At 47.8% G+C, this 26,689-nt stretch carries 27 protein-coding genes and 1 tRNA gene; 14 read left to right on the forward strand and 14 right to left on the reverse strand.

Annotated features, from left to right (window positions below; translation table 11 throughout):
- Window positions 1–6 precede the first annotated feature (6 nt).
- Genes pdxA through ACFVYJ_RS12005 form a run of 7 tightly spaced genes read left to right on the forward strand, consistent with a single transcriptional unit; the run spans window position 7 to window position 5,265 of the window.
- Window positions 7–1,002 carry a 4-hydroxythreonine-4-phosphate dehydrogenase PdxA gene (gene pdxA / locus ACFVYJ_RS11975; protein ID WP_419414819.1) on the forward strand — a complete coding sequence of 332 codons (996 nt, stop codon included), beginning with the start codon at window positions 7–9 and terminating at the stop codon, window positions 1,000–1,002.
- A gap of 2 nt (window positions 1,003–1,004) precedes the next feature.
- Window positions 1,005–1,808: a 16S rRNA (adenine(1518)-N(6)/adenine(1519)-N(6))-dimethyltransferase RsmA gene (gene rsmA, locus ACFVYJ_RS11980; RefSeq protein ID WP_419414818.1), complete on the forward strand. Its 804-nt coding sequence runs from the start codon at window positions 1,005–1,007 to the stop codon at window positions 1,806–1,808.
- A 10-nt stretch (window positions 1,809–1,818) separates the two neighbouring features.
- Window positions 1,819–2,205, forward strand: coding sequence for a Co2+/Mg2+ efflux protein ApaG (gene apaG, locus ACFVYJ_RS11985; protein ID WP_419414817.1), 387 nt, complete (start codon window positions 1,819–1,821; stop codon window positions 2,203–2,205).
- Between the two features lie 21 nt (window positions 2,206–2,226).
- Window positions 2,227–3,060, forward strand: coding sequence for a symmetrical bis(5'-nucleosyl)-tetraphosphatase (locus tag ACFVYJ_RS11990; protein WP_419414816.1), 834 nt, complete (start codon window positions 2,227–2,229; stop codon window positions 3,058–3,060).
- A gap of 16 nt (window positions 3,061–3,076) precedes the next feature.
- Complete coding sequence (gene glpE, locus ACFVYJ_RS11995; protein WP_419414815.1) at window positions 3,077–3,394, forward strand: thiosulfate sulfurtransferase GlpE; 318 nt, start codon at window positions 3,077–3,079, stop codon at window positions 3,392–3,394.
- A 1-nt stretch (window position 3,395) separates the two neighbouring features.
- Window positions 3,396–4,535, forward strand: coding sequence for a hypothetical protein (locus tag ACFVYJ_RS12000; protein WP_419414814.1), 1,140 nt, complete (start codon window positions 3,396–3,398; stop codon window positions 4,533–4,535).
- Window positions 4,516–5,265, forward strand: coding sequence for a pteridine reductase (locus ACFVYJ_RS12005; protein WP_419414813.1), 750 nt, complete (start codon window positions 4,516–4,518; stop codon window positions 5,263–5,265). The genes ACFVYJ_RS12000 and ACFVYJ_RS12005 overlap by 20 nt, the downstream gene beginning before the upstream one ends.
- A 7-nt stretch (window positions 5,266–5,272) precedes the next feature.
- On the opposite strand, the gene folK is transcribed toward ACFVYJ_RS12005, so the two are convergent.
- A complete protein-coding gene (gene folK, locus ACFVYJ_RS12010; protein ID WP_419414812.1) occupies window positions 5,273–5,785 on the reverse strand; it encodes a 2-amino-4-hydroxy-6-hydroxymethyldihydropteridine diphosphokinase in 513 nt (170 codons plus the stop codon).
- The gene (folB, locus tag ACFVYJ_RS12015; protein WP_419414811.1) at window positions 5,785–6,165 is read right to left on the reverse strand and encodes a dihydroneopterin aldolase; all 381 of its coding nucleotides are present in this window, start codon (window positions 6,163–6,165) and stop codon (window positions 5,785–5,787) included. The genes folK and folB overlap by 1 nt, the downstream gene beginning before the upstream one ends.
- On the opposite strand from folB, the gene plsY reads away from it, so the two are divergent.
- Window positions 6,164–6,763, forward strand: coding sequence for a glycerol-3-phosphate 1-O-acyltransferase PlsY (gene plsY / locus ACFVYJ_RS12020; protein ID WP_419414810.1), 600 nt, complete (start codon window positions 6,164–6,166; stop codon window positions 6,761–6,763). The genes folB and plsY overlap by 2 nt on opposite strands.
- Here the strand turns inward: plsY and tsaD are convergent.
- Complete coding sequence (tsaD, locus tag ACFVYJ_RS12025) at window positions 6,760–7,788, reverse strand: tRNA (adenosine(37)-N6)-threonylcarbamoyltransferase complex transferase subunit TsaD (protein ID WP_419414809.1); 1,029 nt, start codon at window positions 7,786–7,788, stop codon at window positions 6,760–6,762. The genes plsY and tsaD overlap by 4 nt on opposite strands.
- Before the next feature lie 188 nt (window positions 7,789–7,976).
- Here tsaD and rpsU point away from each other — a divergent pair, with 188 nt between their 5' ends.
- From rpsU to ACFVYJ_RS12055, 6 genes are all read left to right on the forward strand, one after another.
- On the forward strand, window positions 7,977–8,192 hold the full coding sequence (gene rpsU, locus ACFVYJ_RS12030) for a 30S ribosomal protein S21 (protein WP_419414808.1): 216 nt from the start codon (window positions 7,977–7,979) through the stop codon (window positions 8,190–8,192).
- A gap of 43 nt (window positions 8,193–8,235) precedes the next feature.
- Window positions 8,236–8,685 carry a GatB/YqeY domain-containing protein gene (locus tag ACFVYJ_RS12035; RefSeq protein WP_419414807.1) on the forward strand — a complete coding sequence of 150 codons (450 nt, stop codon included), beginning with the start codon at window positions 8,236–8,238 and terminating at the stop codon, window positions 8,683–8,685.
- A 30-nt stretch (window positions 8,686–8,715) separates the two neighbouring features.
- The gene (dnaG, locus tag ACFVYJ_RS12040) at window positions 8,716–10,626 is read left to right on the forward strand and encodes a DNA primase (protein ID WP_419414806.1); all 1,911 of its coding nucleotides are present in this window, start codon (window positions 8,716–8,718) and stop codon (window positions 10,624–10,626) included.
- Window positions 10,627–10,844: 218 nt separating this feature from the next.
- A complete protein-coding gene (gene rpoD / locus ACFVYJ_RS12045) occupies window positions 10,845–12,668 on the forward strand; it encodes an RNA polymerase sigma factor RpoD (protein ID WP_419414805.1) in 1,824 nt (607 codons plus the stop codon).
- Window positions 12,669–12,734: 66 nt separating this feature from the next.
- Window positions 12,735–12,811, forward strand: a tRNA-Ile gene (locus ACFVYJ_RS12050).
- Between the two features lie 198 nt (window positions 12,812–13,009).
- The gene (locus ACFVYJ_RS12055) at window positions 13,010–14,257 is read left to right on the forward strand and encodes a Wzz/FepE/Etk N-terminal domain-containing protein (protein WP_419414804.1); all 1,248 of its coding nucleotides are present in this window, start codon (window positions 13,010–13,012) and stop codon (window positions 14,255–14,257) included.
- Here ACFVYJ_RS12055 and ACFVYJ_RS12060 read toward each other — a convergent pair.
- The 11 genes from ACFVYJ_RS12060 to ACFVYJ_RS12110 all read right to left on the reverse strand — a co-directional run bounded on the left by ACFVYJ_RS12060 (window position 14,254) and on the right by ACFVYJ_RS12110 (window position 26,686).
- Entirely contained in the window at window positions 14,254–16,197 is a 1,944-nt protein-coding gene (locus ACFVYJ_RS12060) for a polysaccharide biosynthesis protein (RefSeq protein ID WP_419414803.1), read from the reverse strand. The genes ACFVYJ_RS12055 and ACFVYJ_RS12060 overlap by 4 nt on opposite strands.
- Before the next feature lie 214 nt (window positions 16,198–16,411).
- Complete coding sequence (locus ACFVYJ_RS12065; protein WP_419414802.1) at window positions 16,412–16,963, reverse strand: sugar transferase; 552 nt, start codon at window positions 16,961–16,963, stop codon at window positions 16,412–16,414.
- A 77-nt stretch (window positions 16,964–17,040) separates the two neighbouring features.
- Window positions 17,041–17,994, reverse strand: coding sequence for a UDP-glucose 4-epimerase family protein (locus ACFVYJ_RS12070; protein WP_419414801.1), 954 nt, complete (start codon window positions 17,992–17,994; stop codon window positions 17,041–17,043).
- Between the two features lie 7 nt (window positions 17,995–18,001).
- Complete coding sequence (locus ACFVYJ_RS12075; RefSeq protein WP_419414800.1) at window positions 18,002–18,748, reverse strand: glycosyltransferase family 2 protein; 747 nt, start codon at window positions 18,746–18,748, stop codon at window positions 18,002–18,004.
- Window positions 18,749–18,762: 14 nt separating this feature from the next.
- Window positions 18,763–20,172 (reverse strand): mannose-1-phosphate guanylyltransferase/mannose-6-phosphate isomerase, encoded by a 1,410-nt coding sequence (locus tag ACFVYJ_RS12080; protein ID WP_419414799.1) that lies wholly within the window; start codon window positions 20,170–20,172, stop codon window positions 18,763–18,765.
- Window positions 20,173–20,191: 19 nt separating this feature from the next.
- A complete protein-coding gene (gene fcl / locus ACFVYJ_RS12085) occupies window positions 20,192–21,163 on the reverse strand; it encodes a GDP-L-fucose synthase (protein WP_419414798.1) in 972 nt (323 codons plus the stop codon).
- A 1-nt stretch (window position 21,164) separates the two neighbouring features.
- Window positions 21,165–22,283: a GDP-mannose 4,6-dehydratase gene (gene gmd / locus ACFVYJ_RS12090; protein ID WP_419414797.1), complete on the reverse strand. Its 1,119-nt coding sequence runs from the start codon at window positions 22,281–22,283 to the stop codon at window positions 21,165–21,167.
- Between the two features lie 18 nt (window positions 22,284–22,301).
- Complete coding sequence (locus ACFVYJ_RS12095) at window positions 22,302–23,474, reverse strand: hypothetical protein (protein WP_419414796.1); 1,173 nt, start codon at window positions 23,472–23,474, stop codon at window positions 22,302–22,304.
- Window positions 23,468–24,580 carry a glycosyltransferase gene (locus ACFVYJ_RS12100; RefSeq protein ID WP_419414795.1) on the reverse strand — a complete coding sequence of 371 codons (1,113 nt, stop codon included), beginning with the start codon at window positions 24,578–24,580 and terminating at the stop codon, window positions 23,468–23,470. The genes ACFVYJ_RS12095 and ACFVYJ_RS12100 overlap by 7 nt, the downstream gene beginning before the upstream one ends.
- A complete protein-coding gene (locus ACFVYJ_RS12105) occupies window positions 24,577–25,977 on the reverse strand; it encodes a hypothetical protein (RefSeq protein ID WP_419414794.1) in 1,401 nt (466 codons plus the stop codon). Before ACFVYJ_RS12105 ends, ACFVYJ_RS12100 begins: the two co-directional genes overlap by 4 nt.
- Before the next feature lie 7 nt (window positions 25,978–25,984).
- A complete protein-coding gene (locus tag ACFVYJ_RS12110) occupies window positions 25,985–26,686 on the reverse strand; it encodes an acylneuraminate cytidylyltransferase family protein (protein WP_419414793.1) in 702 nt (233 codons plus the stop codon).
- Window positions 26,687–26,689 lie beyond the last annotated feature (3 nt).

Consider the following 26,689-nt stretch of genomic DNA (forward strand, 5'->3'; position numbering starts at 1 on the left):
CCTGTCTTGCTCCCCCGCCGACTCGTCATCACGGCTGGCGAACCCGCTGGCATCGGCCCTGACCTGTGTATCCAGATTGCACAGCAGGGCCATCCACATGAACTGATTGTTATTGCCGACCCGCAACTTATTCGCGACCGTGCGCAGCAACTTGGTCTGCCACTGACCATATGTGACTACCAGGCGGAACAGCCCCCCCGCGCCAGTCAGGCCGGAGAACTGACTGTCTGCCCAGTTCCACTGAAGGTAACAACAAAAGCTGGTCAGTTAAATCCTGCCAATGCCGATTATGTGCTAACCACACTGACCCGGGCTACGCAAGGCTGCCTGAACACAGAATTCGATGCCATGATTACCGCCCCGGTGCATAAGGGTGTGATTAACGATGCCGGCATCGCCTTTACTGGCCATACAGAATTTCTGGAACAGCTGACGCAGAGTGAAAAAGTCGTCATGATGCTGGCCACCGCAGAACTACGCGTAGCATTAGTCACCACTCACTTACCGCTGCGTGACGTAGCGGATACGATTACCCCAGAACTGCTACGGCAGATTATCCGGGTCCTGCACTACGACCTGCAACAAAGCTTTGGCCTGGCAGATCCGCACATTCTGGTTGCTGGCCTGAATCCGCATGCCGGAGAAGGGGGACACCTGGGACGTGAAGAGATTGAAATCATTGAACCTACGCTGGATGAGTTGCGCCAGGAAGGCTTACAACTGACCGGCCCACTGCCAGCGGATACGCTGTTTACAGCAAAACACCTTGAACATGCCGATGCGGTGCTGGCCATGTATCATGACCAGGGACTACCGGTACTCAAATTTCAGGGATTTGGCAGAGCAGCAAATATTACTCTGGGCATGCCCATTATTCGCACCTCAGTGGACCACGGTACCGCTCTTGACCTGGCAGGCACAGGCAAAGCAGACTGCGGCAGCTTACTGACAGCGATCGACTATGCCGGTTTAATGGCACACCACCGCGCAGCACAGGCCTGAGAATGAGCAAAAAACCAATTATGCATAAAGCCCGCAAGCGTTTCGGGCAGAACTTCCTTCATGATCCCGGCGTGATCCGACGCATTATTCGCGCCATTTCGCCCCGACCCAGTGATTGCATGGTGGAAATAGGGCCCGGCTTGGGTGCCATTACAGAGCATCTGCTAGAAGAAGCTGGCGAACTGGATGCCGTTGAGCTTGACCGCGACCTGCCGCCTATCTTGAGAACCAAGTTTTTCACTTACGGTGATCAGTTCCGGATCCATGAAGCAGACGCCATGAAGTTTGACTTCACATCCCTGTGCCGCGATGACAAGCCACTGCGCGTAGTTGGCAATCTGCCCTATAACATCTCCACCCAACTTATCTTCCACTTGCTGAGTTTTGCCGGACAGATTCAGGACATGCACTTTATGTTGCAAAAGGAAGTGGTCGACCGGATGGCAGCTGGCCCAGGAGAAAACAATTACGGTCGTCTCAGCATCATGGCCCAGTATCGCTGCCAGGTTGAATCACTGTTTCAGGTGCCGCCGGGAGCCTTTAATCCGGCCCCCAAGGTCGACTCAGCCATTATTCGTTTGACGCCCTATACAGAGCTGCCCCACCCGGCAAAGGACATCAAACAACTGGAAGATTTGGTGCGCACTGCATTTGGTCAGCGCCGTAAGACCCTGCGCAACAACCTGAAAGGGCTGATCACCGCCGAGGCATTAGAGGCGCAAGAAATAGACCCCGGCCTGCGACCTGAAAAACTGTCTGTTGCAGACTATGTCGCCTTAAGTAATTATCTGACTTCGTCAACCTAAGCGAACCACTATGAACAGCCCTGACTTCGGCAACAATATCGAGATTTGCATTGAAACCGCCTACCTGCCGCAACAATCAGACCCGGCCGGGAAGCGCTTTGTGTTCTCCTACCAGATCACCATTACTAACCATAACCCTGTTGCTGTACAACTGTTACGCCGCCGCTGGGTTATCACCGACGGCAACCAGCAGGTACAGGAAGTAGAGGGTGAAGGAGTCGTGGGCGAAACCCCTATTATTGAACCGGATCAGAGTTATCGCTACACCAGCGGCGCCGTGCTGGCCACCAGCGTTGGCAGCATGCAGGGCTATTATCAAATGCGTGATGAAGCGGGCGAAAAATTCCGTGCCCCTATTCCCACATTCACCTTAGCGCGCCCCAACGCGCTGCATTAACCTGAAACCAGGTACCTGAGCATGGCAACCTATGCAGTCGGTGATGTTCAAGGGTGTTATGACGCTCTGCTACGCCTGCTGGAAAAACTGCATTTCAGTGATTCAGACCAGCTCTGGCTGGCGGGAGATCTGGTAAATCGTGGCCCCCACTCCCTGGAAACCCTGGAATTCATCAAACAGCTAGGCAGCCGTGCCAAATGTGTACTTGGCAATCATGACCTGCACCTATTGGCGGTTTTTCACAATAATTGCCATGGTAAAGGCAAAGACACACTGGACCCGGTGCTTAACAGCTCCCGCAGCGAAGAACTACTACACTGGCTACAACAGCAACCACTATTACTGGAAGACTTGGCCGGCGACTACGTCATGACCCATGCCGGGCTGCCGCCATGCTGGAGCATTGCTGATGCCCGTCACTACGCCAGAGAAGTTGAAGCTGTGTTGCAAAGCCCCCAGGCGGGTGAGTATTTTAATCAGATGTACGGCAACCAACCGGCGTTGTGGCAGTCTGACCTTACAGGGCTGACAAGGCTTAGGGTAATTACCAACTACCTGACCCGGATGCGCTTCTGCACCGCCGCCGGTGAACTGAATTTCAGCCATAAAGGGCCAGCAGAACGCGCCCCCCAAGGCTTTACCCCCTGGTACCTGCTGCCGCGAAAAAATGCCGCAGACAACCATGTGAATCTAATTTTCGGCCACTGGGCCAGCCTGATGGGGCAGGTGCCGGTACCTCAGGTTTTTGCGGTGGATACCGGATGTGTATGGGGCAATCAACTAACCGCCCTGCGGCTGGATGATCAACAATATATCAGCGTGCCCGGGCTGAAAACCCAATCAGCAACAGAGTAATTCAAGAGGAAACAGGATGAGTGAATACAAGTGCATCGATAGCCAGCAAGCCGCCGAGATGGTCAACCAGGGTGCTGCAGTTGCCGATATTCGCGATGCCGCAAGCTATGCCTCCGGCCATATTACTGGCGCATATAATCTGAGTAACGACAATCTGCAAGACTTCCTGCAGCAGGCAGACCCGGACCAGCCACTGCTGGTGTGCTGCTATCATGGCATCAGCAGCCAGCCTGCGGCGCAGTTCCTCGCCGACAAGGGATTTGACGAAGTGTACAGCATCAACGGTGGCTTTGAAGGCTGGCGCGTTGAGCAACCCACCCTTTGCGAACAATAAGATGCAGACCTATCTGGTCGGTGGCGCAGTACGCGACAAACTACTTGGCATACCGGTTTATGACCGGGACTGGGTGGTCATTGGTGCCACCCCTGAGCAAATGCTGGCCCAGGGTTTCCAGCCAGTTGGGCAAGACTTCCCCGTGTTCATTCACCCCCAGACCGGAGAGGAATATGCCCTGGCGCGAACCGAGCGCAAGTCAGGTAAGGGCTACACTGGATTTGTTTATCACGCCGCGCCCGATATCACTCTGGAACAGGACCTGTTGCGGCGCGATCTGACCATTAACGCCATGGCCATGGACAGCAATGGTCAGATTATCGACCCCTATCATGGACAACAGGACCTCGAACAACGCTGGCTGCGCCACGTATCACCCGCCTTTGGCGAAGACCCGCTGCGAGTATTACGTGTCGCCCGCTTTGCAGCCCGGCTGGCGCCGTTTGGCTTCAAGGTAGCTGACGAAACCCTGCAATTAATGCAGACCCTCGCCAACGGTGACGAACTAACCCACCTGACTGCGGAACGGGTCTGGAAAGAGTTGGAACGCGCCCTGGGTGAAACCAGCCCAGCCACTTTTTTCGAGATACTGGCAGAGGCCGAAGCGCTATCCCAGCTGTTTCCGGAATGTGTGCGGATAAAACACCCCACACGCCTGACCCGGTTCAGGCATATCTGCTGTCAGGTCGCCAGCCCCAGCCAGCGTTTTGCCTGCTTCCTCAGCCTGTGTATCGGCAGCGAAGCCGGTACCACTGAAATTACCGCCTTATGTGACCGCCTGCGCAGCCCCAACCAGTTTCGTGACCTGGCGTTGCTATGTTGTCAGTACCACCAACCACTGGCCGATTTTGACCGTCTGACTGCTCAACAGCGGCTACAGGTGATCCAGGGACTTGATCTACTGCGTAGACCACAGCGACTGAGTGACTTAATGCCCTGCATATCCGCCCTGCATGAACAGGCACACTGCGCAGCTCTACCGACTATTCTGGAAAAAATGCAGCGGCTGCAACCACGGCAGTTAATGAGCCAGGGGTTCAGTGGCGCGGCATTAGGCGCCGAACTGGAAAAACGCAGGCTTGAGATCTGCCGTCTGAAGCCAACAGAAAAGGAGCCTGACCATGCTACAAAACCCCGTTAAGGTCGCGCTGATCACCGGGGCTGCCAGACGGGTTGGCGCCCAGCTGGCCAGACGCTTACATCAGGCAGGGTATAATCTAGTTGTGCATTACCATCACAGCCGTCAAGAGGCTCACGCCTTAGCGGAAGAGCTGAACAAAACCCGTCCGGATAGCATCCAGCTGATTCAGGCAGACCTGAATGACATGCAGGCCGTGCAACAGCTCGCGGATCAGGCTCAAAAGCACTGGCATCGGCTGGACCTGCTGATCAATAACGCTTCCGCTTTCTATCCCACACCTCTGGAAACCAGCACCCAGCAGCACTGGGATGCGTTAATGAATTCGAACCTGCGGGCACCCTACTTTCTCTGTGCCGCCTTGGCCGACACGTTGCGTGAGCATCAAGGCAACATCATCAACCTGATTGATATTCATGCCCAGCGAGGCCTGCCGGGTTACCCGATTTATTCAATTGCCAAAGCGGGACTGCAGATGCTGACATATAGTCTGGCGAAAGAGCTGGCACCCGAGGTACGGGTGAACGGTGTATCTCCCGGGCCAATCCTATGGCCGGAACATGAAGCATCACAATCCGAGCAAGAGAAGCACGCCATCTTGGCGAAAACCCTTTTGCAACGCACCGGCAGTGCAGATGACCTCGCTGAAGCCGTGCTCTACCTGAGCCAGGCAGGCTATGTGACCGGACAGGTGATTGCTGTGGATGGTGGTAAATCGCTCTACAGTCACTGATAGCAGTTCAGAGGCAGGGCAACGGCTGGTCATGCCAGATATAGGTGACCGGCCAAAGCAACTGCTTTGCTTTATCATAATCAGCCCACAATGCCGCATACGCTTGCTTCAGCTCTGGGTGCAAAGCATCGGGAGCCAGTTCTGCCAAAGGCTGCAGAACAAAGGCATTTTTCAAAATCTCATCCCGGGGCAGCTCAATGCCCTGTACCACACCAACGCTGTCGGCATAGGTGAGAATATCAATATCCAGGGTCCGGCCACTAAAACGCGGCCCCTGCCGGCAGCGTCCATTGTCATCTTCGATCTGCTTCAATGTCTGAGACAACCTGGCGATATCCAAGTCAGTAGCAAACTCTGCCACCAGGTTATAAAAGTTATCCCCTGCAAAACCCACTGCTTCGCTTTCATAAACAGACGACAGGCGCAAACGACCAAAATGCTCAGTCAGCGCATCCAACGCCTGAGCAATGTGGAAGTCACGCTCGATGTTACTGCCAATGCTGACAAAGACCTGAGTCATCAGAACCGTTCTCCCCGCTCGATCAAGACACCAACCGTCTTGGCTTGCGGCACCGCCCCTGGCTTACCAAGCTTCAATTGCAGCCAGCGTACGCCAAACTCCTCCTGCAGCAGCTCCGCCACCTGTTCTGCCATCGCTTCTAGTAACAGGAACTCACTGCCGACAATAAATTCCACCAGCCGCTCAGATACCGCCTTATAGTTCAGGGCATGTTCTATATCATCGGTTTCAGCCGCTGACTGAATATCGACACCCAGCTGCAGATCCAAGGTCACAACCTGTTTGACCTGGCGTTCCCAATCATAGATCCCAATGATCGTTTCAACCCGCAGGCCTTCTATGTAAACTAAATCCATCACATCCACCTCTGGTAAAGCCATGAGCGAACCCTTAGCCAATTCAACAATGCTGGTACTGGGTCTAACCCTGCTGGCCTATCTGTGGGGCTCCATCCCCACAGCGGTATTGGTTTGTCACGCCCTTAATCTACCTGATCCACGCAGCCTGGGTTCGCGTAACCCCGGTGCCAGCAATGTGCTGCGCATTGGCAACCGACAGGCCGCCGCCCTGACATTGTTTGGCGACCTCGGCAAGGGCGTGCTAGCACTGCTGCCGGCCATTTTATTAGAACTTTCCCCTTTGGCACGTTCGGCATGCGCACTGGCCGCCATATGCGGCCATCTGTTCCCACTATTTTCTTCATTTCGCGGCGGTAAAGGGGTCGCCACTACACTGGGTGCGTGCCTGGGGCTGTATTGGCCACTGGCACTGTTACAAACTGTTATCTGGGTCGCCATCGTCAGTTACAGTCGCCGTGCATCATTAGGCTCGATCAGCATCGCGTTGCTCTCACCCCTGCTCGCCTGGCTGATAGCACCAGATTATCTGCTTACACTTTGGCTGATCAGCTTTATTCTACTGTGGTGCCACTGGCAGAACATACGTAACCTGCTGACCGGCACTGAGCCCAGATTTTAAAGCCCGTCAAGACTGGCTAACGGCCAACGCGGTTTACATTGAATGCTAAGATCACTGCGCTGCCCGGCCAGCAAACGCTGACAACCGGCCAACGCAATCATGGCGCCGTTGTCGGTACAAAATTCAGGACGCGCATAAAAGAGTTGCGCCCTTTGCTTCTCTACCATGAGCTGCAAGCGCTCACGCAAGCGCTGATTTGCACTTACACCACCTGCAATAATCAGACGTTTGTATCCTGTATGCTGCAACGCGCGTTTGCACTTGATAGCCAGGGTGTCCACCACCGCTTCTTCAAATGCCGCCGAGATATCACATACAGTCTGCGGTTCAATCTTGCCATCAGAATCACGGTGATCATTGGCAGTATTCAGGGTAAAGGTTTTGAGGCCAGAGAAGCTAAAATCCATACCCGGCCGATCAGTCATGGGACGAGGGAACGTAAAACGAGACCGATCGCCCTGCACCGCCTGTGCCGCCAGAGCGGGACCACCGGGGTAGCCCAGACCCAGCATTTTGGCAGCTTTATCAAAGGCTTCTCCGGCAGCATCATCCAGCGACTCGCCCAACAGTTCATATTCACCTATGCCCTGTACCTGCACCAACTGGGTATGCCCGCCAGACACCAGCAGCGCAACAAAGGGAAATTCAGGTGGCTCCGCCTCTAGCATCGGCGCTAACAGATGGCCTTCCATATGATGCACGCCTATCGCGGGCAGACCCCAGGCCATCGCCAGTGCACGTCCAGTAGACGCACCAACCATCAAGGCACCCACCAGACCGGGTCCCGAAGTATAGGCCACCGCATCGACCTCACCGGGTGCGATACCGGCACATTCAAATACCTGATTTAACAGCGGCAACAGCTTTAACACATGGTCGCGCGATGCCAGTTCAGGCACAACACCACCATATTCAGCGTGCATTTTCACCTGGCTGAACAGGGCATCCGCCAACAAACCATGCTCACTGTCATAAATTGCCACACCCGTTTCATCACAGGAGGTTTCAATACCCAATACCCGCATTTGCTAACGCTCTAAGCCTAATGAATAGGCGGCGGATTATACCCTACAGCGTGCCGTGGCTGTAGTGATCGACTTGAAGACTTTACAAGCCATCTTGAAAGGCATAAAATTTCGCGCCTTGCTCTGTTAGCTGTATTATTGCAGGGCAATTCTGAAATCAACATTTAAACCAAAGGTGATGTGAAAACATGCCCGCTGTTAAAGTAAAAGAGAACGAACCATTTGACGTTGCGCTGCGTCGCTTCAAACGCTCTTGCGAAAAAGCCGGTGTTCTGGCTGAAGTTCGTCGTCGTGAATTTTACGAAAAGCCAACTTCTGTGCGTAAGCGTAAAGCCGCTGCTGCTGTTAAGCGTCACATGAAGAAAGTATCTCGCGAAAACGCCCGTCGCGTTCGCCTGTACTGATTCAACGAGATTCCAGATCCCATTCAGTTAAGGGGAAGCCAACATGTCAGAGCTGAAGCAGCAAATCACCCTTGAGATGAAAGCTGCCATGCGCGCGAAAGATAAACCGCGCCTCAGCACTATCCGCATGATGATGGCCGAACTGAAGCGCATTGAAATTGACGAGCGCATCGAACTGGATGACGCACGAGTGCTGGCGGTGCTTGACAAGATGAGCAAGCAGCGCCGCGACTCTATCTCGCAATTTGAAGAAGCGGCTCGCATGGATCTGGCAGATGCTGAGCGACAGGAGCTGGAGGTGATTAAAACTTTCCTGCCGCAACCGCTAACTGATGAAGAAATTGCCGCTCTGGTTGCCTCTGCTGCAACCGAATCCGGCGCCAGCTCGATGCAGGACATGGGTAAAATCATGGCAATCCTGAAACCACAGGTTCAGGGGCGTGCCGACATGGGCCAGGTTTCCAAGCTCGTCAAAGCCGCACTATCCAGTTAAACTTCGGCAAATCACCGCCAGAGGGTGAGCATGGCCGGACGCATTCCACAGCATTTTATCGACGACCTGTTGGCACGCATCAATATCATTGATGTGCTAGACGGCCGTGTCGAAAAATTAAAGCGCAGCGGTAAGAACTACTCAGGCTTGTGCCCGTTTCATAAGGAAAAAACCCCCTCCTTTACCGCCAACCAGGAAAAACAGTTCTATTACTGCTTTGGCTGCGGCGCGGGTGGTAATGCTCTCGGTTTTCTGATGGATTATGAACACCTCAGTTTTCCCGAGGCGATGGAGACCCTGGCCAAACAAGCCGGGATGGAAATCCCCAAAGAAGACAATCCTCAACAGCGTCAGCAGGATCAGCGACTCAAAGCACTCTACGACCTGCTGGAATTAGCCAATCAGTTTTATCTGCAACAACTGAAAGCCAGCCCGCAACGCCAGCAAGCGGTTGAGTACTTAAAATCCCGCGGCCTCTCAGGCCAAATTGCCAAACAGTTTGAGATTGGCTTTGCCCCCTCCGGCTGGGATCACCTGAAAAACCATATCGCTGGCGAAGATGCTGACAAACTGACACAACTTGAGCAGGCCGGCCTTCTCATCAATAACGAAGAGCGGGATAGCCGCTATGACCGCTTTCGCAACCGGATTATGTTTCCGATCCGCGATCAGCGCGGGCGGGTAATGGGGTTTGGTGGCCGGGTACTGGGCGACGACAAACCAAAATACCTCAACTCCCCAGAAACACCGACGTTCCATAAAGGCCGTGAGCTCTACGGACTCTATGAAGCCCGTAAATTCAGCCAGTCACTCGACCGGCTGCTCATTGTCGAAGGCTACATGGATGTCGTAGGTCTGGCTCAGTTTGGCATTCACTTCGCTGTCGCCACCCTTGGCACCGCCACAACAGAGCACCACCTGGAACGACTATTCAAGATGGTGCCCGAAGTCATTTTCTGTTTTGACGGTGACAATGCTGGCCGCGACGCAGCAAAACGCGCGCTGAGAACGACACTGCCGGTGATTGAAGATGGCAAAGAAGCGCGTTTTTTGTTTCTGCCTGATGGCGAAGATCCGGACAGTTTAGTGCGCCAAGAGGGCAAAGAGGCCTTTATGGAACGCCTCAACCAGGCCCTACCTCTGTCAGAATTTTTCTTCCGCTCGCACAGCGAAGAGGCCGACTTGAACAGCATGGATGGACGCGCCCGTTTCAGCAGCCAGGTACTGCCAGCGATCAACCAGATGAAACCCAGCCTACTGCAACAGATGATGCTGGATCGCATCTGCGAACTGACACATCTATCGCTGGAACAGATCCAAACCACCATCAATTTCCACCAGGCACTACAACCACACCCCGCCGAAACACCGCCGCCACAGGAAGAGGAGCATTGGAGCCCCCCTGCCGACGAATATTTTGCTGTCATGCCTGAGCATAATGCCAACTATACCCAGTCTGACAGCCGACAGCTGGCACAACCTAAACCATCAAAAGCGCGTCTGAGCCAGCAACATAGTTTTGCCGAAAAACTGACAGCCCTGTTTTTGCACTTCCCAGCACTGGCCGCAGATTACGACCTACCATCAGTGCTGGAACATCACCTGTCAGATGACATCCAGCTACTGCAGCAGCTATTACGCTACCTACGCCAACACCCATCCGCCAGTATCGGCCAGCTCGCAGTCGACTGGCGCGAAACCCCGGCTTTATCCAATGCGATTGTGCGACTGTTTGATATCACCACATCGCTGGAAATACACCACGAAGCCGATGCGCGGGACTATCTCATCCAGGCCAGTCGCGGCCTGGAAGTGATCGCACTTGACCAGGAAATTTCCAGCCTGCAGAAACAACACCAGCTCAGCAGCGAGGATAAAAAACGCCTACTGGAAAGCATCCAGCGACTAAATACACTCAAGAGCGCCAGCAACAGCGAATAACCACCTGACCTGGCAAAAAAAACTTACCCGCTCACACGATGCAAACCCAAACCAAAATAAACCCGCAATCACAGCGATACAGACGCGCAAACTCGCTATTTCTAGTCTAAATTTAACGCTGAACTCAGGGTTTTTATCAGGCCATACCTAGCATAACAATTCCACGGCCGCTATAATTGCCTGCTTCATTTTTCACCACTTTCGTTTAACAGGGTCCTATGTCCGATACGTCTCAGCAGCAGTCTCGCCTCAAGGAACTGATCGCCCGTGGTAAGGAACAAGGTTACCTTACCTACTCTGAAGTTAACGACCACCTACCTCAGGATATTGCCGATCCGGATCAGATCGAAGACATCATTCGTATGATCAACGACATGGGCATCTCCGTGTCGGAAGAAGCGCCGGATGCTGAAACCCTGCTCATGACCGAAGGTGACTCCGCAGAAGAGGCCGATGAAGAGGCCGTTGCTGCACTGGCAGCCGTGGAGTCGGATGCTGGCCGCACGACCGACCCTGTCCGCATGTACATGCGCGAAATGGGTACAGTCGAACTGCTGACCCGCGAAGGCGAGATCAGCATTGCTAAGCGGATCGAAGAAGGCATTCGCGAAGTCATGTCAGCGGTAGCCTGTTATCCGGGCATGGCGCAGGCGGTGCTGAATGCATACGACCGCATTCTGGAAGACGAAGGCCGCCTAAGCGATCTATTCAGCGGTTATATCGACGCAGATGACAGCATTCCGGAAGCCGCCACCAACACTGCGGCGGCAGCGGCCAATAATGATGCCGATTCAGACTCTGACGACGATGACGAGGACGAAAAGGAAAAAGGGCCAGATCCGGAAGAAGCCGCACGACGCTTTACCTTGCTGCGTGACGCCATGACTGCGCTGAATAAGGTCCTGGAGAAAAAAGGCCGCGACACCAAAGAATACCAGGTAGCCCAGGTTGCCGTGGGCGAAGCGTTTTCACCCATCAAGCTATCGCCTCGCTATTACGATGCACTGGTGGGCACCATCCGCGCTACCATTGACCAAATTCGTATGCAGGAGCGCAGCATTATGCGCATCTGCACACAACGCGCAAAAATGCCGCGTAAAAACTTTATCAAACAATTCCCTGGCAACGAAACCAACCCGGAATGGTTTGAAAGCGTCATCGCCGGCAATCATGATTACTCGCCAGCCATTGAAGCAAATCTGATCGAGCTCAAACGCGCTCAGAAAAAACTGATTCAGATGGAACGAGAATCAGGCATCAGTCTGCCGGAGATTAAAGAAGTTAACCGCCGCATGTCGATTGGCGAAGCCCGTGCTCGCCGCGCCAAGAAAGAGATGGTTGAGGCCAACCTGCGTCTGGTTATCTCCATTGCGAAGAAATATACCAACCGCGGCCTGCAGTTCCTCGACCTGATTCAGGAAGGCAATATCGGCCTGATGAAAGCGGTAGACAAATTTGAGTATCGACGCGGTTATAAGTTTTCCACTTACGCCACTTGGTGGATTCGTCAGGCGATTACCCGTTCCATTGCTGACCAGGCGCGCACTATCCGTATTCCGGTTCACATGATTGAGACCATCAACAAGCTGAACCGCATCTCACGGCAGATGCTGCAGGAGATGGGGCGTGAGCCAACGCCGGAAGAGCTGGCAGAACGCATGGAGATGCCGGAAGACAAGATCCGCAAAGTACTGAAAATCGCTAAAGAACCAATCTCCATGGAAACCCCGATCGGTGACGATGAAGATTCCAGCTTGGGCGACTTTATCGAAGATATCACGATTTCTTCACCAATTGACTCCGCCACCGGCGAAGGTCTTCGGGAAGCAACCCGTGAGGTTCTTGCAGGCCTGACTGCGCGCGAATCCAAAGTCCTGCGTATGCGTTTTGGTATCGAAATGAATACCGACCATACACTGGAAGAGGTTGGCAAGCAGTTTGACGTGACCCGAGAACGTATCCGTCAGATTGAAGCCAAAGCACTCCGCAAACTGCGTCACCCAAGCCGTTCAGATCACCTGCGCGGTTTCCTCGACGAATAATCACTTTTTAAATCCAAAATATTGCGCCAGTCATCCCGTCTGGGTATGATTGGCGCGGTTTTTTTCGGGCCTATAGCTCAGTTGGTCAGAGCAGCGGACTCATAATCCGTTGGTCCCAGGTTCAAGTCCTGGTGGGCCCACCACTTAGTACAGTAAAATCTGCAAATACCCTTCACCCGCATCCCGTTTTTTTACTGGTTCATACCCCTAGGCATGTAGCCATAAGCAGATCTTGCTAGGTCCAAGTCGCCCCTGCATTTAGACAGCCAAGTAAAGCAAAACATTATCGATTACGATAAGATGCAGTCTGAAAATTCACAAATCGGATTTTAGATAACGCCATGGAAATATCACCAGATACCTCAAAACTTCAGAGTGATGAAATCGATCTGTTCGAGTTAATTGAAGGCCTTTGGAAAGAAAAGCTGCTGATTATTGGCGTTTCAATTTTCACACTGATTGCAGGTGCCATCTTTGCTTTTAGCCAAACACCGGTTTACAAAGCAACGCTACATTTGACCCAACCCGATCCGGCCACATTATCTCCCCTGACCGGCTTAACACTCTATTCTCAGATTAGCAGTCAGGAACCGCTGACGGATTTTGTGACCGAGCTACAATCTATCTCTACACGGGAAACATTTATCAACCAGACAGCACCAGAGCTCAAAGATAAACTGTACCCGGGGAAAACTCAGATCGAACGCCTGAAAAATCTGGATAAGCTAATCACTCTCAGCAAAAGTGATGAAAAGAAAGGCAATGGCCTTTACCCATGGACCGTGAAGATAAACACCAACAACCCCATGGTTGCAGCGGCCGAACTGAACAGGCTTGCCGACCTTGCCACCAAGGCCTTACAACAACGATATAAAGAGCGCTATGCCAGCGCACGGGAGACCACACTGGCGCAGCTAGAACAAAAGGTTACGCTTGAAAGCGAACAACTCAAAGCCGAGCGACTCAACCAGATCACCCGATTGGAAGAAGCCCACCAGTTAAAGCTAAGGGAGCTTGAAGACCAGCTCGCTGCACAAAAACAACTGTATCAAGCGCAACTGAACGATAGATTCAAGCTACTGGAAGAGGCGTACGCCACAGCAAAAGCACTGGGCATCCTCGAACCCACCAAAGGCTCTTCAGCTGTCAATGGTAATAAGGTTGAAGTCCAGTTACGCAACGATAACGATCCGCTATATTTTCGTGGTACAAAAATGCTGAGCGAAGAGCTCATTCAGCTGAAAACCCGGCCAGATGATTTCTTTCCTGATGAAACCATCCGCGAGCTGGAAGCCGAGCTACAGATGTTGGCCAAAAACCGAAAAATAGAGATGCTGAAAAATCGCACATCTGATATCGCATTTAGCGACAGTATTACCGCCATGCAAAAACAAGTGGCCAAACTGGAGTCAGAAATTTTCCCAACCACCATGCAGCTGGCATTTTCTCGCACCCCTGCGGTAGCAGACCCTCAGAAGCTAAAGCCAAAACGCGCCATGATCCTGGCACTCTCACTCATTTTGGGTGGCATGCTTGGCATCTTTGCTGCACTGATCCGCCAGGCGGTTAAAAAACGCCAACCGGGTTAGTGAATGGGCTTGTTGATTGGCTGGCTGCTGGCCAGCCAATCAACAACAGGAGATACGGGTTTAAATCCACTGACCGCCTGCTGCAAAGCCATTCGTGCTGCCGTATGGTCATTCTGAGACATAGCTATATTAAGCAATTCCAATATTCGGGCAATCTGTTCCCTGCTTAGCATCTCTTCGCAAGCCCGCATAATTTTCGGATGCGCGGTACCGGCAACATTGTCCCCTATCAGCAACTCTTCATAGAGTTTTTCACCGGGGCGTAATCCAGTGACTGCAATAGCAATATCACCCTCGGGGGAATCACCAGATTTAACCTCATAACCCATCAGCCGAATCATTCGTGTCGCTAGGTCAATGATTTTCACCGGCTCGCCCATATCCAACACAAACACATCACCACCTTGCGCCATGGCCCCCGCCTGAACAACCAAGGACGCCGCTTCAGGAATCGTCATAAAATAACGGGTGATATCCTGATGAGTCACAGTGACGGGCCCCCCCTGCGCAATTTGCTGCCGAAACAGCGGCACCACTGATCCAGATGAACCTAGCACATTACCAAAGCGCACCATTGAGAACGTTGTAGTGTCACTATCCAGCGCCAAAGACTGAAGTACCAGCTCGGCAAGCCGCTTAGTCGCGCCCATCACATTCGTTGGCCGAACCGCTTTATCAGTAGAAATCAGCACAAAGTGCTCCACCGACAAGGCTTGTGCTACTTCAGCCAGGACCAAGGTACCCTCAACATTATTGCGGATACCCTCAAAAATATTGTGTTCCACCAAGGGTACATGCTTATAAGCGGCTGCATGGTAAATAGTGTTAACTGCAAAATGCCTGACTACATTTTCGACCCGTGCTCGATCTACCACAGAGCCCAAAACAGGGTAAATCCGCGTCGACGAAGATAATGACATGAGCTCCAGCATTAACTCCTGTTCAATGCTATATAGCGCATACTCACTGACTTCGAACAGAACCAGTACATCCGGCTTTTGACGCAACACCTGACGACAGATCTCCGAACCAATCGACCCACCAGCGCCACTGACCAACACCACTTTACCTTCGATACAGCGTGACAATAAGGCCTGATTCGGCGGTACCGGATCACGCCCTAACAAATCTTCTAATTCGACTTCACGAAGACTATCAACGGACTCGCCTGAAACCAGCTCAGCCATAGAAGGCATTGTCTTAACATGAACTGGAAACTCAGCCAGGGACTCCAGAATCTGACGCCGTCGTTGCTTGGTGATATTAGGGAGTGCGAGCAATACATGTGATACATCAAGCTCATTCAATAACACGGAGATTGCCGATGGCGGATACACCGGCAGACCATAGACCGTACCTCCACAAAGAGCAGGATCGTCATCAACAAAGCCTACGGGTATGTACTCTGCCCCACCCGCAATGGCCGTTGCTAATTGCACCCCCGAACCACCTGCTCCGTAGATCAACACCGGCTCTTTTTCTATATAGTGCTTTAATAACCAATGGTAATAGCTACGTACCAACAAACGGCTACCGCCCACATAAATTAGAGCTGACATCGCAAAAATTACCGGCACTGAGCGAGGAAATGGCGAAATATCAAGAAAGTAAGCAAGACCATAGAGCGATAGAGAAAGAAGAATAACGCCTTTTAATACCGCCCAGATCGCCTGGGTACCCATATAACGGACAACGGCCCGATATAACCCCAGGCGCACAAAAACAAAAATACCTAACAGGGGAATCAGAAAAAATAAAGGTAGCGCCTCTTGCAGCATAGGTAATGGCCACCACTCGGCAAGCCTGAGTGCATAGGCCGACCACAGCGCCAGAGGCAGCACACACAGATCAGCAACAACCATAATGATTTTTTTGCGCGTGCGGCCAAGCGACATCAACCGGGAATGCAAAGAGTGGTTTACGTAAGGGGTGGAATCCATGCTAACTCCAGAAATAACCATACACCGGCAGCAACTAAATGTTCGGTGAGGCTTAATACAACAAACATCTAATCACGCAGAAGCACAACGAGATCAGGATAACTGACAGACCATCGTGCGAACAGAAGACTATTGCCTAATTTGATCGCCACATATACGTCAGTTTACGCTGAGGATAGATGCGTAACTGACATTCATTCAATACCCTTAAAACTTAGTTTTTTACCCTATCGCCGCTACCTTTACCCACCACTGTAAGGAAGATATAACGGAAATAATTCTTTAGACTCATCGAATCAATCATTTGCCGATCAGTTTCAGCCAATAACTCCGGCGTCGACATGTCAATTGCATTTATCTGTGCCAATCCAGTGATTCCCGGCCGCACTGCAAATACGCCATTGTTCTGTCGAGCTATAATGAGTTCTTCTTGGTTAAAAAGCCCTGGACGCGGCCCCACCAAACTCATCTCTCCTTTTAATACATTCCACAACTGTGGTAACTCATCCAGTTTGGTTTTGCGAAGGAAATGCCCAAAGGGGGTAATTGAAGCACTATTGGCTAAATGAGTCGCAACCGATGCCGTATTTTTTTTCATCGTCCGAAATTTAACTAAGGTAAACGGTTGTTTATCGCGACCCACTCGGATCTGACGAAAAATCGGTGATCCGGTATCGAACAGCCCAATTAGTATAAGCACCAGCAATACTGGAAAACCACACACTAACCCTAAAAATGCAAACACCAAATCTAAAAAGCGAATCAACACATATTCCTCAAAAAAACCTCAGACAAGCCTAAAAAAAACAACAGGTTATTGCAGACAACTTAGCCTATTCAGTATTACACAGTCTCGTCATTACTCACAAAGCAACGCTTTAGACCTTCTTCTACCGACACCGGTGGCTCCCATCCCAGCAGATCCCGCGCTTTAGAAATATCCACCTGCAAAGAACCAAGCAACCGCTGCGCCATCGGCTTTTTACCTAACAGCGTTGCAGCAAGCATCAGGATTGAAGCAGGCACAGGAATCAAACGAGAAGACCTACCAACCGCTTTAGCCACACCACGTAAAAGTTCACTGGTCGACAAATCCTGTCCATCTCCAGCCAGAAAAACTTGATTGGCCGCTGCAGGGTGTTCAATGCAGGTGATAATCAAGCCGACCAGATTATCCAGCCCAACCAATGAGCGCCGGTTATGTATAGCCCCAAGCGGCAGTGGCAACCCTTTTTTTACCAACTGAATCAGACTCGCAAAGTTACCTTTCACACCCGGGCCATAAACCAGAGGTGGGCGGATAATCACCACTTCCAAACCTGTTTCCATTGCCAATTTCTGTAAGCCCTGCTCAGCTTCCCATTTGGAAATACCATAAGCATCTTCAGGTGCGGGCGCATCATCAACCAAAAATGGTTTACCTAAAGGCGTTTGCTCACCATTCACCTTGATCGAGCTGATAAAAATAAAGCGTTTCACCCCTGCCGCAGCGGCTTGCCGCGCAAGATTTAGCGTACCTTCAACATTAACCCGACGGTATTCAGCTAGCGGATCAACCACTTCCTCTTTCATGATGTGAGCACGGGCGGCAGTATGCACTACCACATCACAATTCTGCAGTGCAAGCATCCAGTCAAACGATGGGGTCAACTCTGCATGGAATGGCGCAAGCCCCTCAATACTCGAATTGCTATTTCGCGCAGAAACTCTAACCTGAACTTTTCGGGATTCGATCAAGGTGTGTGCAAGCCTTCGACCAACAAAGCCTGATACACCTGTAAGCAAGACATGTAACATTAAGCCGTCATCTCAACTGTAGAAGCTTGAAAATAACCCGTGACGCAACAAATAAAGAATTTGTATATATGCCACACTCTCGCGCCGAAAGAACAATCTCTCGAGTAATTACCTTAAAACTCTCTAAGCCACTTGTGCTGATACCTCCAGTTCGCATCTTTACCCAACAAGAGTTTACAGTTCGATATCTGAGTTTTTTTACACACAATGCCCTAAGAAAGAAATCATAATCCGCCCCAATTTTAAAACCTAATTTGTAATAGCCAACCTGACGATATACAGCGGATTTCATAAATGAACCAGGATGTGGGGGCATCCAACCAAAACGCATATGCCAAGGGAGAAAACCAACTGATGAATAACGACGAATCACACGAGATAAATTATCGCTTCTGACAAACTCAACACCACCTAAAACCATATCAGCATCTTGATCAAGCTCAAATTGATTTACAACGTCTTGAATAACGTGCTGATTGGGATAGAAGTCATCAGAGTTAAGAATGCCAATGACATCACCTGTAGCGAGCTTAATCCCCTTGTTCATAGCATCATATATACCCTGATCTGGCTCCGAAACAACTTTGTGGATACGATCGGAATAAGCGTTAATAATATCAAGAGTTTTATCAGTGGAGGCCCCATCAATAATGATGTATTCAATATCAGGGTAACTCTGTGATAGAACCGATTCGATAGTATCTTTAATCGTGGTATCGCTATTAAAACAAACAGTAACAAGTGAAACCTTCAAATTCCAAGCGCCTCTTAATCACGGCCATATTGATCATCAAGCCTAACAATATCATCCTCTCCTAAATAACTACCTGACTGAACTTCTATCAGCTCAAGTGGCACTTTACCGGGATTTTCAAGGCGATGAACGGCACCAATTGGGATATAGGTAGATTGATTCTCTGTCAGCATTTCTGATTGATCCCCAACGGTAACACGTGCCGTACCGCTGACCACTATCCAATGCTCCGCCCGATGGTGATGCATTTGCAGTGACAGTCGACCACCCGGTTTAACCGTGATTCGCTTAACCTGATAACGTTTACCAGTATCAACCGCCTCATACCTACCCCAGGGACGATACACTTCACAATGGTTGATAGCTTCTTGGCGACTTTGCTTTTTGAGTATATTCACAACTGACTTAACATTCTGGACATGCTCTTTATGCGCAACCAAAACAGTGTCTTTATCTTCAACAACCACCAAGTCTTCAACACCTAAAACTGTAACTAGACGACTTTCCGCACGCACCAACGTATCTTTACAATCTATTGCGATAACATCACCCTTGAAATGGTTGCCAGAAGAATCCTTAGGGGAGACTTCCCATAAAGTCGACCATGACCCTATATCACTCCAACCGGCATCCAGCGGTATTACTGCACCATTTTGGCTATGCTCCATCACTGCGTAATCTATTGAAACATCGGGACACTGGGCAAAAGCGTTACTATCCAATCGCACAAAATCCAGATCATTAACAGACAGCTCTAAAGCACGTTCAGAATGTTTAAGTATATCTGGTGCAAATTCCGATAATGCCTTGACGTACGCACTGGCTTTGAAAACAAACATACCGCTATTCCAGTAATAATCCTGGGAGCGAACATACTCACGAGCAGTTTCACGATCAGGCTTTTCAACAAACCTAGCAATTTCCCATAGTGAATTAGCAACTTTGTCACCACGCTGAATATAGCCGTAACCGGTTTCAGGTTGGGTAGGAACTATACCGAAAGTAATAAGCCTACCGGACTCTGCAGCTAAGAGCGCAGAATTGATGGCTGCATGAAAAGCATCAACATCTTCAATGAGATGGTCAGCAGCAAGCACAAGTAAAACCGGATCGTCACCTTTTCTCATGGCCTGCAAAGCCGCCAAAGCAATAGCAGGGGCTGTATTGCGGCCACAGGGTTCCAATAAAATTGTAGCGCTATGTGCTTCATCTGACTGGCGCAATTGCTCTGCAGCCAGAAAACGATGTTGTTCATTACATATTACAATTGGCGCAGCACAATCTAGGCCTTCAAGCCGATTAAGAGTAGCTTGAAGCATCGTTTGATCTTCGGCCAACTTAAGAAACTGTTTGGGATTAAGCTCACGCGATAAAGGCCATAAACGGCTTCCAGTCCCGCCCGCCATAACTACAGGTATTAGCATCAATATTCTTCCCGGTACATTACTGGCGAATAGAATTCAAATTTGTCACAAACCACTCATAGGTTTCTAGTAAACCCTGTTGAAGTGATTTTTGTGCAGACCAGCCAAGCGCATTAAGTCTTGACACATCCAAGAGTTTTCGGGGAGTTCCGTCAGGCTTCGACGTATCAAAAACAATTTCCCCAGGATATTCAACCACTTCAGCCATTAAATGGGCTAGTTCAAGAATAGAATAATCTAACCCAGAACCTATATTAATATGTGATTGCATCGGCTCTGTATGCGAGGAATAGACTTCATTAGAAAGCGCCATGACATGGGCACAGGCTGAGGCCATTTCATCTACATGAAGAAACTCCCTCCGAGGTTTGCCACTTCCCCAAACCGCAACAGATGGCTCCCGAGCCAATTTTGCAAAATGGAAACGAGACATCATCGCTGGGATAACATGACTGTTATCAGGATGGAAATTGTCATGCGTACCATACAAATTCGTTGGCATAACTGACCTGTAATCACGTCCAAACTGTCGATTATAACTCTCACATAGCTTAATTCCGGCAATTTTCGCTATAGCGTAAGGTTCATTAGTCGGCTCCAATTCGCCTGTAAGCAGCACTGCTTCAGACATAGGCTGTGAAGCCAGACGCGGATATATACAACTACTACCTAGAAAAAGGAGTTTCTGAACACCCTGAACATGAGCGGCATGTATCACATTTGCCTGAATCATGAGGTTGTTATAGATAAAATCAGCAGGATAAGAATTATTTGCAATAATACCGCCCACTTTTGCTGCAGCAAGGTAAACCTGCGAAATATTATTGGCAGCAAAAAAATCCGCCACTTGGCTTTGATTAGTTAAATCAAGTTCTGAGTGATCTGCTGTAATAATGTTATGGCAACCAAGCCCATGGAGGTGCCGTACTATGGCTGAGCCAACCATACCATTATGGCCTGCAACATAAACAGCTGTACTTTCCTGCTTCATATCAACCCTCTAGAGCGACCGGCAAATCATAACCATGTTTTTTTAACAGTGCGTGACGGCAAGCAACTTTGAGGTCCTCAGAGACCATTTCAGCACACATCTCTTGGACTGAAATTTCGGGTACCCAACCGAGTAAATCTCTTGCTTTCGAAGGGTCTCCTAACAAAGTTTCGACCTCAGTTGGCCTAAAATAACGGGGATCAACACGGACAACTATATCACCGGGAGAGACCGCTGATGCTTTATCGCCGGAAACAGACTCAACGACAGCAACCTCGTCAACACCAGCACCTTCAAACCGCAACGTGATACCTAGTTCAATAGCAGACCACTCTATAAACTGCCTAACACTGTATTGCTTACCGGTAGCAATAACGAAATCTTCAGGTGTATCCTGCTGTAACATTAACCATTGCATGCGTACGTAATCTTTAGCATGCCCCCAATCACGCAGTGCGTCCAGGTTGCCCATATAGAGGCAGGATTCTAAGCCTTGAGAGATATTAGCCAACCCGCGGGTAATTTTACGCGTAACAAAAGTTTCACCACGACGAGGGGACTCATGATTAAACAAAATACCATTGCAGGCATATATGCCATAAGCCTCACGATAGTTAACCACAATCCAATAAGCATAAAGTTTGGCTACAGCATAAGGAGAACGCGGATAAAATGGAGTCGTTTCTGTTTGCGGCGTTTCCTGCACAAGGCCATACAACTCAGACGTGGACGCCTGATAAAAACGAGTTTTCTTTTCTAAACCTAAAAAGCGAATGGCTTCAAGCAGACGCAAAGTCCCCATAGCATCCACATCGGCAGTATACTCAGGTGACTCAAAACTAACAGCAACGTGAGACTGAGCACCTAGATTGTACACTTCGTCAGGCTGAACCTCTTGCAAAATCCTCGTTAAATTAGAGCTATCCGTCAAGTCGCCGTAATGTAAAATAAAGTTTTTATGCTCAACGTGCGGGTCCTGATAAACATGATCAATTCTTTGAGTATTGAAAGAAGATGCACGGCGCTTAATGCCATGAACTTCATACCCTTCTGATAAAAGAAACTCTGCCAAGTATGAACCATCTTGACCAGTAACACCGGTGATAAGAGCTTTACGCATTTAAATACCTCACTTACCTTAATTAATTTGCTGCCGATTAACTGCAAATGCAGCAACCAGAAAGCCGACAAGCGGAAACGCCACGGGAATCGCGCTATTTAAAATCAAAAACAAACAGATAACAGTCGCAAATGGAACACGGTATGAAATAATCGATCTAAAAAAAACCAGAACCCAAAAAAACAAACCAAAAATACCAAGTTCAAATAAGAAAGCCCCAAAAAATGACATTATTTTTACATGACTTCCATACCAGAAAAAACCATTAAAAAAATCAAAGAAATCAAAAGAATATTGATAAATCCCAGCAAATCCACCAGGCATAAAAAAATTCTGCCATATTGAAAAATACGGCAAAAAAACACTTGACACTCTAAAGTTTATGCTGGCATCTCTTTCAATCAGTCCTAAAAGACCACCATCCAAAAAATAAGTAATCAACCGAAATGGGCGAGTTCCTTCACCAAAAAAATACAAAACAAAAAAAGACAGGAGGACAAATCCTACAAAAAACAAAAAAAACTTAAAGTTCAATCTAAACAAAAAAGCAACAATCCCAAATAAAATCACATAAAGAATAGCCATCGAAGACTGTGCCACAAAAAAAATAAACAACAAATTCAAAAACAACAACACTCTAACATATCGAAAAAAATGCCATGAATTATAAATATAAAGCCAAGACATAAAAACAAGAAGAATACCGAAATAGGTAGGCTCTGGCGTTAAAGAAGGTACACCCCGGTCTAAAGTTGTTCTTTGATTCAAAAGATAAGAAAAATCAAAATCAAATAAAGCCTGCAACAGAGCAACAAACAAATAAATAGAATTTGCAATTAAGAAAACAAAGACAGGAGCAGAATATCGAGAACAAAAAACAAAATAGCATACAACTGACAGGCCAAAACCAACATAGGAAAACACACCCCTGAGAAGAAGAAAAAAATCGGGGGACACAAAAAACGAATAAACAAAAGACAAAAATACACCAGTTGCTAAAACCAAAAAAGCAAAAAAAGAATAAAAAGAAAACTTTATAAAAGGGGTCGACAATAGCAGAAAAAAAACACCTACAACAATATACCAAGGCTGTGAATCAAAAGAATTCAAACCAAAAGAAACCCATGGAAATAAAGCTAGAACAAAAAACAGAATCCCAATAGACTTATGAATATTGTCGTATGCTAACATTGACAGCATCGCTCAATAAAATCATCGGATTTTTTATTCCAACTGTATTCGTCAAGAATTAATTTTTCACCTATAGCACCCATTTCAGAAAGCTCTAAAGATGTTTTTTGCAGGAAAGAGGCCAAGCTTGACGGGAAGTCATCAAGCCCAACACAGGCACCACAGTTTAACTTATTCAAAACATCCCATGGGGTATTAGTAGTAGTTAAGACTGGAGTGGAGCAGGATAAAGACTCACCAACTACAACCCCAAAGTTCTCTGTATACGATGGCAAAACCATAAACTCCGACCTACGCAAGAGGTCAAAACGCGAAGAACCTCTGACAAAACCGAGATATTGTATTTGCGGACAAGAAATAGTATTAATTTTAGAAACATAATCCCCATAATCCGGACCCACTACAAGAAGCACCCAATCAGGAAAACGCTTACAAATATCAACCCAGACATCAAGAAGTATATCTAAACCTTTTTTTTGATGAAGCCTAGACAGGAAAATAAAATATCGTTTTTTATCATCGAAAAAATGTAGGTCAGAAGACACCGGATGAGAAGGTTTACTCGGAAAATCTATACCATGAGGCAACATAAGAATTCGAGTAACACAAAAGCCAAGCTCTTGAACACACTTGCTTTCCTCATCCGAAGTAACATGTATTACATTTGCTTTAGCAATTGCAGATTTTTGAAAAAGCCACCAAGCAATTTTCTTTTTTATTTTGCTCTGAGAGAGCGCCCACGGAAAAAGACTACCTCGCGGCGCAACAACGTAATCACAATCCTTAAGAATAACTATCAAATAAGAAGACAATGAAACCAAGTTCCAAAGATTATTCAAATAAATAACATCGTTTTTTGAAACATTACGATACAAATAAAGAAAAAGACCAAGCGAGAACATAAGTGACCTAGGGCCAGTCAAGGAAAAAGTCGACCACATAACATTAGAATTTAATGTGGAATTTTTCTCATCTGAATTAAGTTTGACAGAAACCAACTCTACTGGAATTTTTTTTGATATATGGTTTACTAAAGAAGCAAGCGATACTGCAGGACCTCCATATTTATCATCCATATTTTCACAAATCGCAAAAAGCTTTTTCATCTATCCGCCTCGATCGCACAAATTACGGATAAGAACCTATCTGAATCAAAGGGGAGAAAAATTCTCGGGCTATTCACTAAATTTTGCGGGGCACTTAGAGATAATTCATCAATTAATTCAGACATATTTGAAACTTTATGCATAAAACCACCGTTTATAGCAGGTTCCATGGCTTTATCAATATCAACATTTATAGCAGATTTGCTCATAAATTCATTAGACAACACAACAACACGAGCAGAGAACTCAACGGCTTCATACAAGGCAGTTGAGAAAAAACCCAAAACAACCTCAGACAGTGAAAATAATTCGTATAAATCAAAGTCAGTGTCATCTACGACATGAATAGAGGGATAATTCTTATAATAAGATTGGATAGTAGATTTATATTCCACTTCTCCAGGATGAAGTTTTATATATATTGGCTTAGAACATTCCAGTGCCAATTTAGGCAAAATTTGTTTTAAAACATCTCTTAGGTTTGGTTGTGAAATAACAAGCACTCTGTCTTTTACAGCAGAACAGACTTCACTTCTCCTCATTTCCAAGAAAGGAAAACCCATAGGGATAATACGTTGTTTTTGTACAGGAAGGTTAGCGGAACAAAGCACTTTATTACCAAAGGAGAAGAAATAATCACAAAAACACTGTTTCAAAAACCCTTCGGGATAGTCATAATTTAATTTACCTTGCGCAGGAGTACCATGCTGCAATTCAATCGTAGTGATACCATTACGTTTAGCAGCCAAGATTACCGATTCATTTCCTGCACCGTTTACAACAAATACGATTTTTGCCTGTGAAATTTTAAAATATAAACCCCACAAAAAACTTTGTGCTTTATTTTTTTTAATAACACTACAACAAAACCTTTTTATCTCATAAGATTTAACTTCATGACTAAAGTTATCACACAAAAAACCAATTAATTGTTTTTCTTTAGAGTTCAACATAAATATCTTAGATAAAAACAAACTCGCAAACAAAAAACAATCTAGATAATATACATTTCTCCCACAACCTAAATGTCCACCATGCTCATCAATCTTTTCGAGGCATGCACTATCTTCATCAATACCAGTTAAATCAATTAATGGCCGAGTGTAAATATCTATACAATTTCCTGATATTACTTTCTTTCTTGGATGAGATATAAATATAAATTTTTTACGACAAGCCAATATCGGATTTTTTGAGCAAAGCGAATACAAAAGAAAAATAGCGCGTTTAAAAAAACCGCGCCTTTTTTTAGATGAAGAACTCCGGAAGCGTCCTGCAATATATTCACTGAAAGGATACCTCACAAGAGGCCATATTTCAGGATATTGCGATAAAAGATCGCCTTTTAACTCAGCCTGCAGGATAGACTGAACTGCCGCCCCATATTCACCTTTCATTTATTAATCAAACAACCTTTCCGTGCAATGATTCCGCAATTAAAAAATCAACTTCATTATCTATATCTACAGAACTAATCCTGTCCATAACATAAGGGACAGCACCCTCATATAACGAATGCAGCTGTTCTTTAAAGTCAGAGACTGGCCTAACATAGATCGCCCCGTTAGGATGATAAGCAGCTACCTGGTCTTGACTCCTAGTATTACCGGTAAGCATAGGAGAATGTTCGAATAACGAATGCCAATGATTATCCGCATCCACTGAAAAAGCAAAACTAACCGGAAAGCCGTATTCAACAGCTGAAAAAACAGGTTTTGAAGAGTTCTCAAAAAGATCAATAGCCGCGTTAACCTGTTTAAAATTCCGCAAAGGAACTGTCGGCAACCCCATCAAAAAAACGTCACACTCAAAGTCTTTAAATATTTTTTTTGCATTTGATTTAATATAATCAAATATTTTTACTTTATCCCCGGCCTCCTCATTAGTTCTTAAATCTAAAACCAACTTATCTGAAGAGACAAATTTATTAGCCAATTCCCAATAATCTAAAGAATCGGTCGAAAGGATAACCTTTTTTACTCTATCGCAATTTGAAAAAGCTTCTAAAGTATGGACAAGAAGAGGCTTACCAGCGAGCTTACGAATATTTTTATCCGGGACCCTTTTAGATCCCGAACGAGCAGGAACAAACGCAACATATCCCATCGT

The sequence above is a fragment of the Pontibacter sp. JAM-7 genome, assembly GCF_048548695.2.
Taxonomy (GTDB): Bacteria; Pseudomonadota; Gammaproteobacteria; order Pseudomonadales; family Balneatricaceae; genus Neptuniibacter.

Excerpts from the sequence above, each read along its gene's own strand:
- gmd (WP_419414797.1), bottom strand. The coding sequence starts at position 22,283 with ATGCGTAAAGCTCTTATCACCGGTGTTACTGGTCAAGATGGTTCATAC.
- rsmA (WP_419414818.1), top strand. The coding sequence starts at position 1,005 with ATGAGCAAAAAACCAATTATGCATAAAGCCCGCAAGCGTTTCGGGCAG.
- ACFVYJ_RS11990 (WP_419414816.1), top strand. The coding sequence starts at position 2,227 with ATGGCAACCTATGCAGTCGGTGATGTTCAAGGGTGTTATGACGCTCTG.
- ACFVYJ_RS12100 (WP_419414795.1), bottom strand. The coding sequence starts at position 24,580 with ATGAAAAAGCTTTTTGCGATTTGTGAAAATATGGATGATAAATATGGA.
- ACFVYJ_RS12000 (WP_419414814.1), top strand. The coding sequence starts at position 3,396 with ATGCAGACCTATCTGGTCGGTGGCGCAGTACGCGACAAACTACTTGGC.
- ACFVYJ_RS12110 (WP_419414793.1), bottom strand. The coding sequence starts at position 26,686 with ATGGGATATGTTGCGTTTGTTCCTGCTCGTTCGGGATCTAAAAGGGTC.
- ACFVYJ_RS12005 (WP_419414813.1), top strand. The coding sequence starts at position 4,516 with ATGCTACAAAACCCCGTTAAGGTCGCGCTGATCACCGGGGCTGCCAGA.
- plsY (WP_419414810.1), top strand. The coding sequence starts at position 6,164 with ATGAGCGAACCCTTAGCCAATTCAACAATGCTGGTACTGGGTCTAACC.
- ACFVYJ_RS12080 (WP_419414799.1), bottom strand. The coding sequence starts at position 20,172 with ATGCTAATACCTGTAGTTATGGCGGGCGGGACTGGAAGCCGTTTATGG.
- tsaD (WP_419414809.1), bottom strand. The coding sequence starts at position 7,788 with ATGCGGGTATTGGGTATTGAAACCTCCTGTGATGAAACGGGTGTGGCA.
- ACFVYJ_RS12035 (WP_419414807.1), top strand. The coding sequence starts at position 8,236 with ATGTCAGAGCTGAAGCAGCAAATCACCCTTGAGATGAAAGCTGCCATG.
- folB (WP_419414811.1), bottom strand. The coding sequence starts at position 6,165 with ATGGCTTTACCAGAGGTGGATGTGATGGATTTAGTTTACATAGAAGGC.
- ACFVYJ_RS12060 (WP_419414803.1), bottom strand. The coding sequence starts at position 16,197 with ATGGATTCCACCCCTTACGTAAACCACTCTTTGCATTCCCGGTTGATG.
- fcl (WP_419414798.1), bottom strand. The coding sequence starts at position 21,163 with ATGAAGCAGGAAAGTACAGCTGTTTATGTTGCAGGCCATAATGGTATG.
- folK (WP_419414812.1), bottom strand. The coding sequence starts at position 5,785 with ATGACTCAGGTCTTTGTCAGCATTGGCAGTAACATCGAGCGTGACTTC.
- apaG (WP_419414817.1), top strand. The coding sequence starts at position 1,819 with ATGAACAGCCCTGACTTCGGCAACAATATCGAGATTTGCATTGAAACC.
- rpoD (WP_419414805.1), top strand. The coding sequence starts at position 10,845 with ATGTCCGATACGTCTCAGCAGCAGTCTCGCCTCAAGGAACTGATCGCC.
- dnaG (WP_419414806.1), top strand. The coding sequence starts at position 8,716 with ATGGCCGGACGCATTCCACAGCATTTTATCGACGACCTGTTGGCACGC.
- ACFVYJ_RS12105 (WP_419414794.1), bottom strand. The coding sequence starts at position 25,977 with ATGAAAGGTGAATATGGGGCGGCAGTTCAGTCTATCCTGCAGGCTGAG.
- ACFVYJ_RS12095 (WP_419414796.1), bottom strand. The coding sequence starts at position 23,474 with ATGTTAGCATACGACAATATTCATAAGTCTATTGGGATTCTGTTTTTT.
- ACFVYJ_RS12070 (WP_419414801.1), bottom strand. The coding sequence starts at position 17,994 with ATGTTACATGTCTTGCTTACAGGTGTATCAGGCTTTGTTGGTCGAAGG.
- glpE (WP_419414815.1), top strand. The coding sequence starts at position 3,077 with ATGAGTGAATACAAGTGCATCGATAGCCAGCAAGCCGCCGAGATGGTC.
- ACFVYJ_RS12055 (WP_419414804.1), top strand. The coding sequence starts at position 13,010 with ATGGAAATATCACCAGATACCTCAAAACTTCAGAGTGATGAAATCGAT.
- rpsU (WP_419414808.1), top strand. The coding sequence starts at position 7,977 with ATGCCCGCTGTTAAAGTAAAAGAGAACGAACCATTTGACGTTGCGCTG.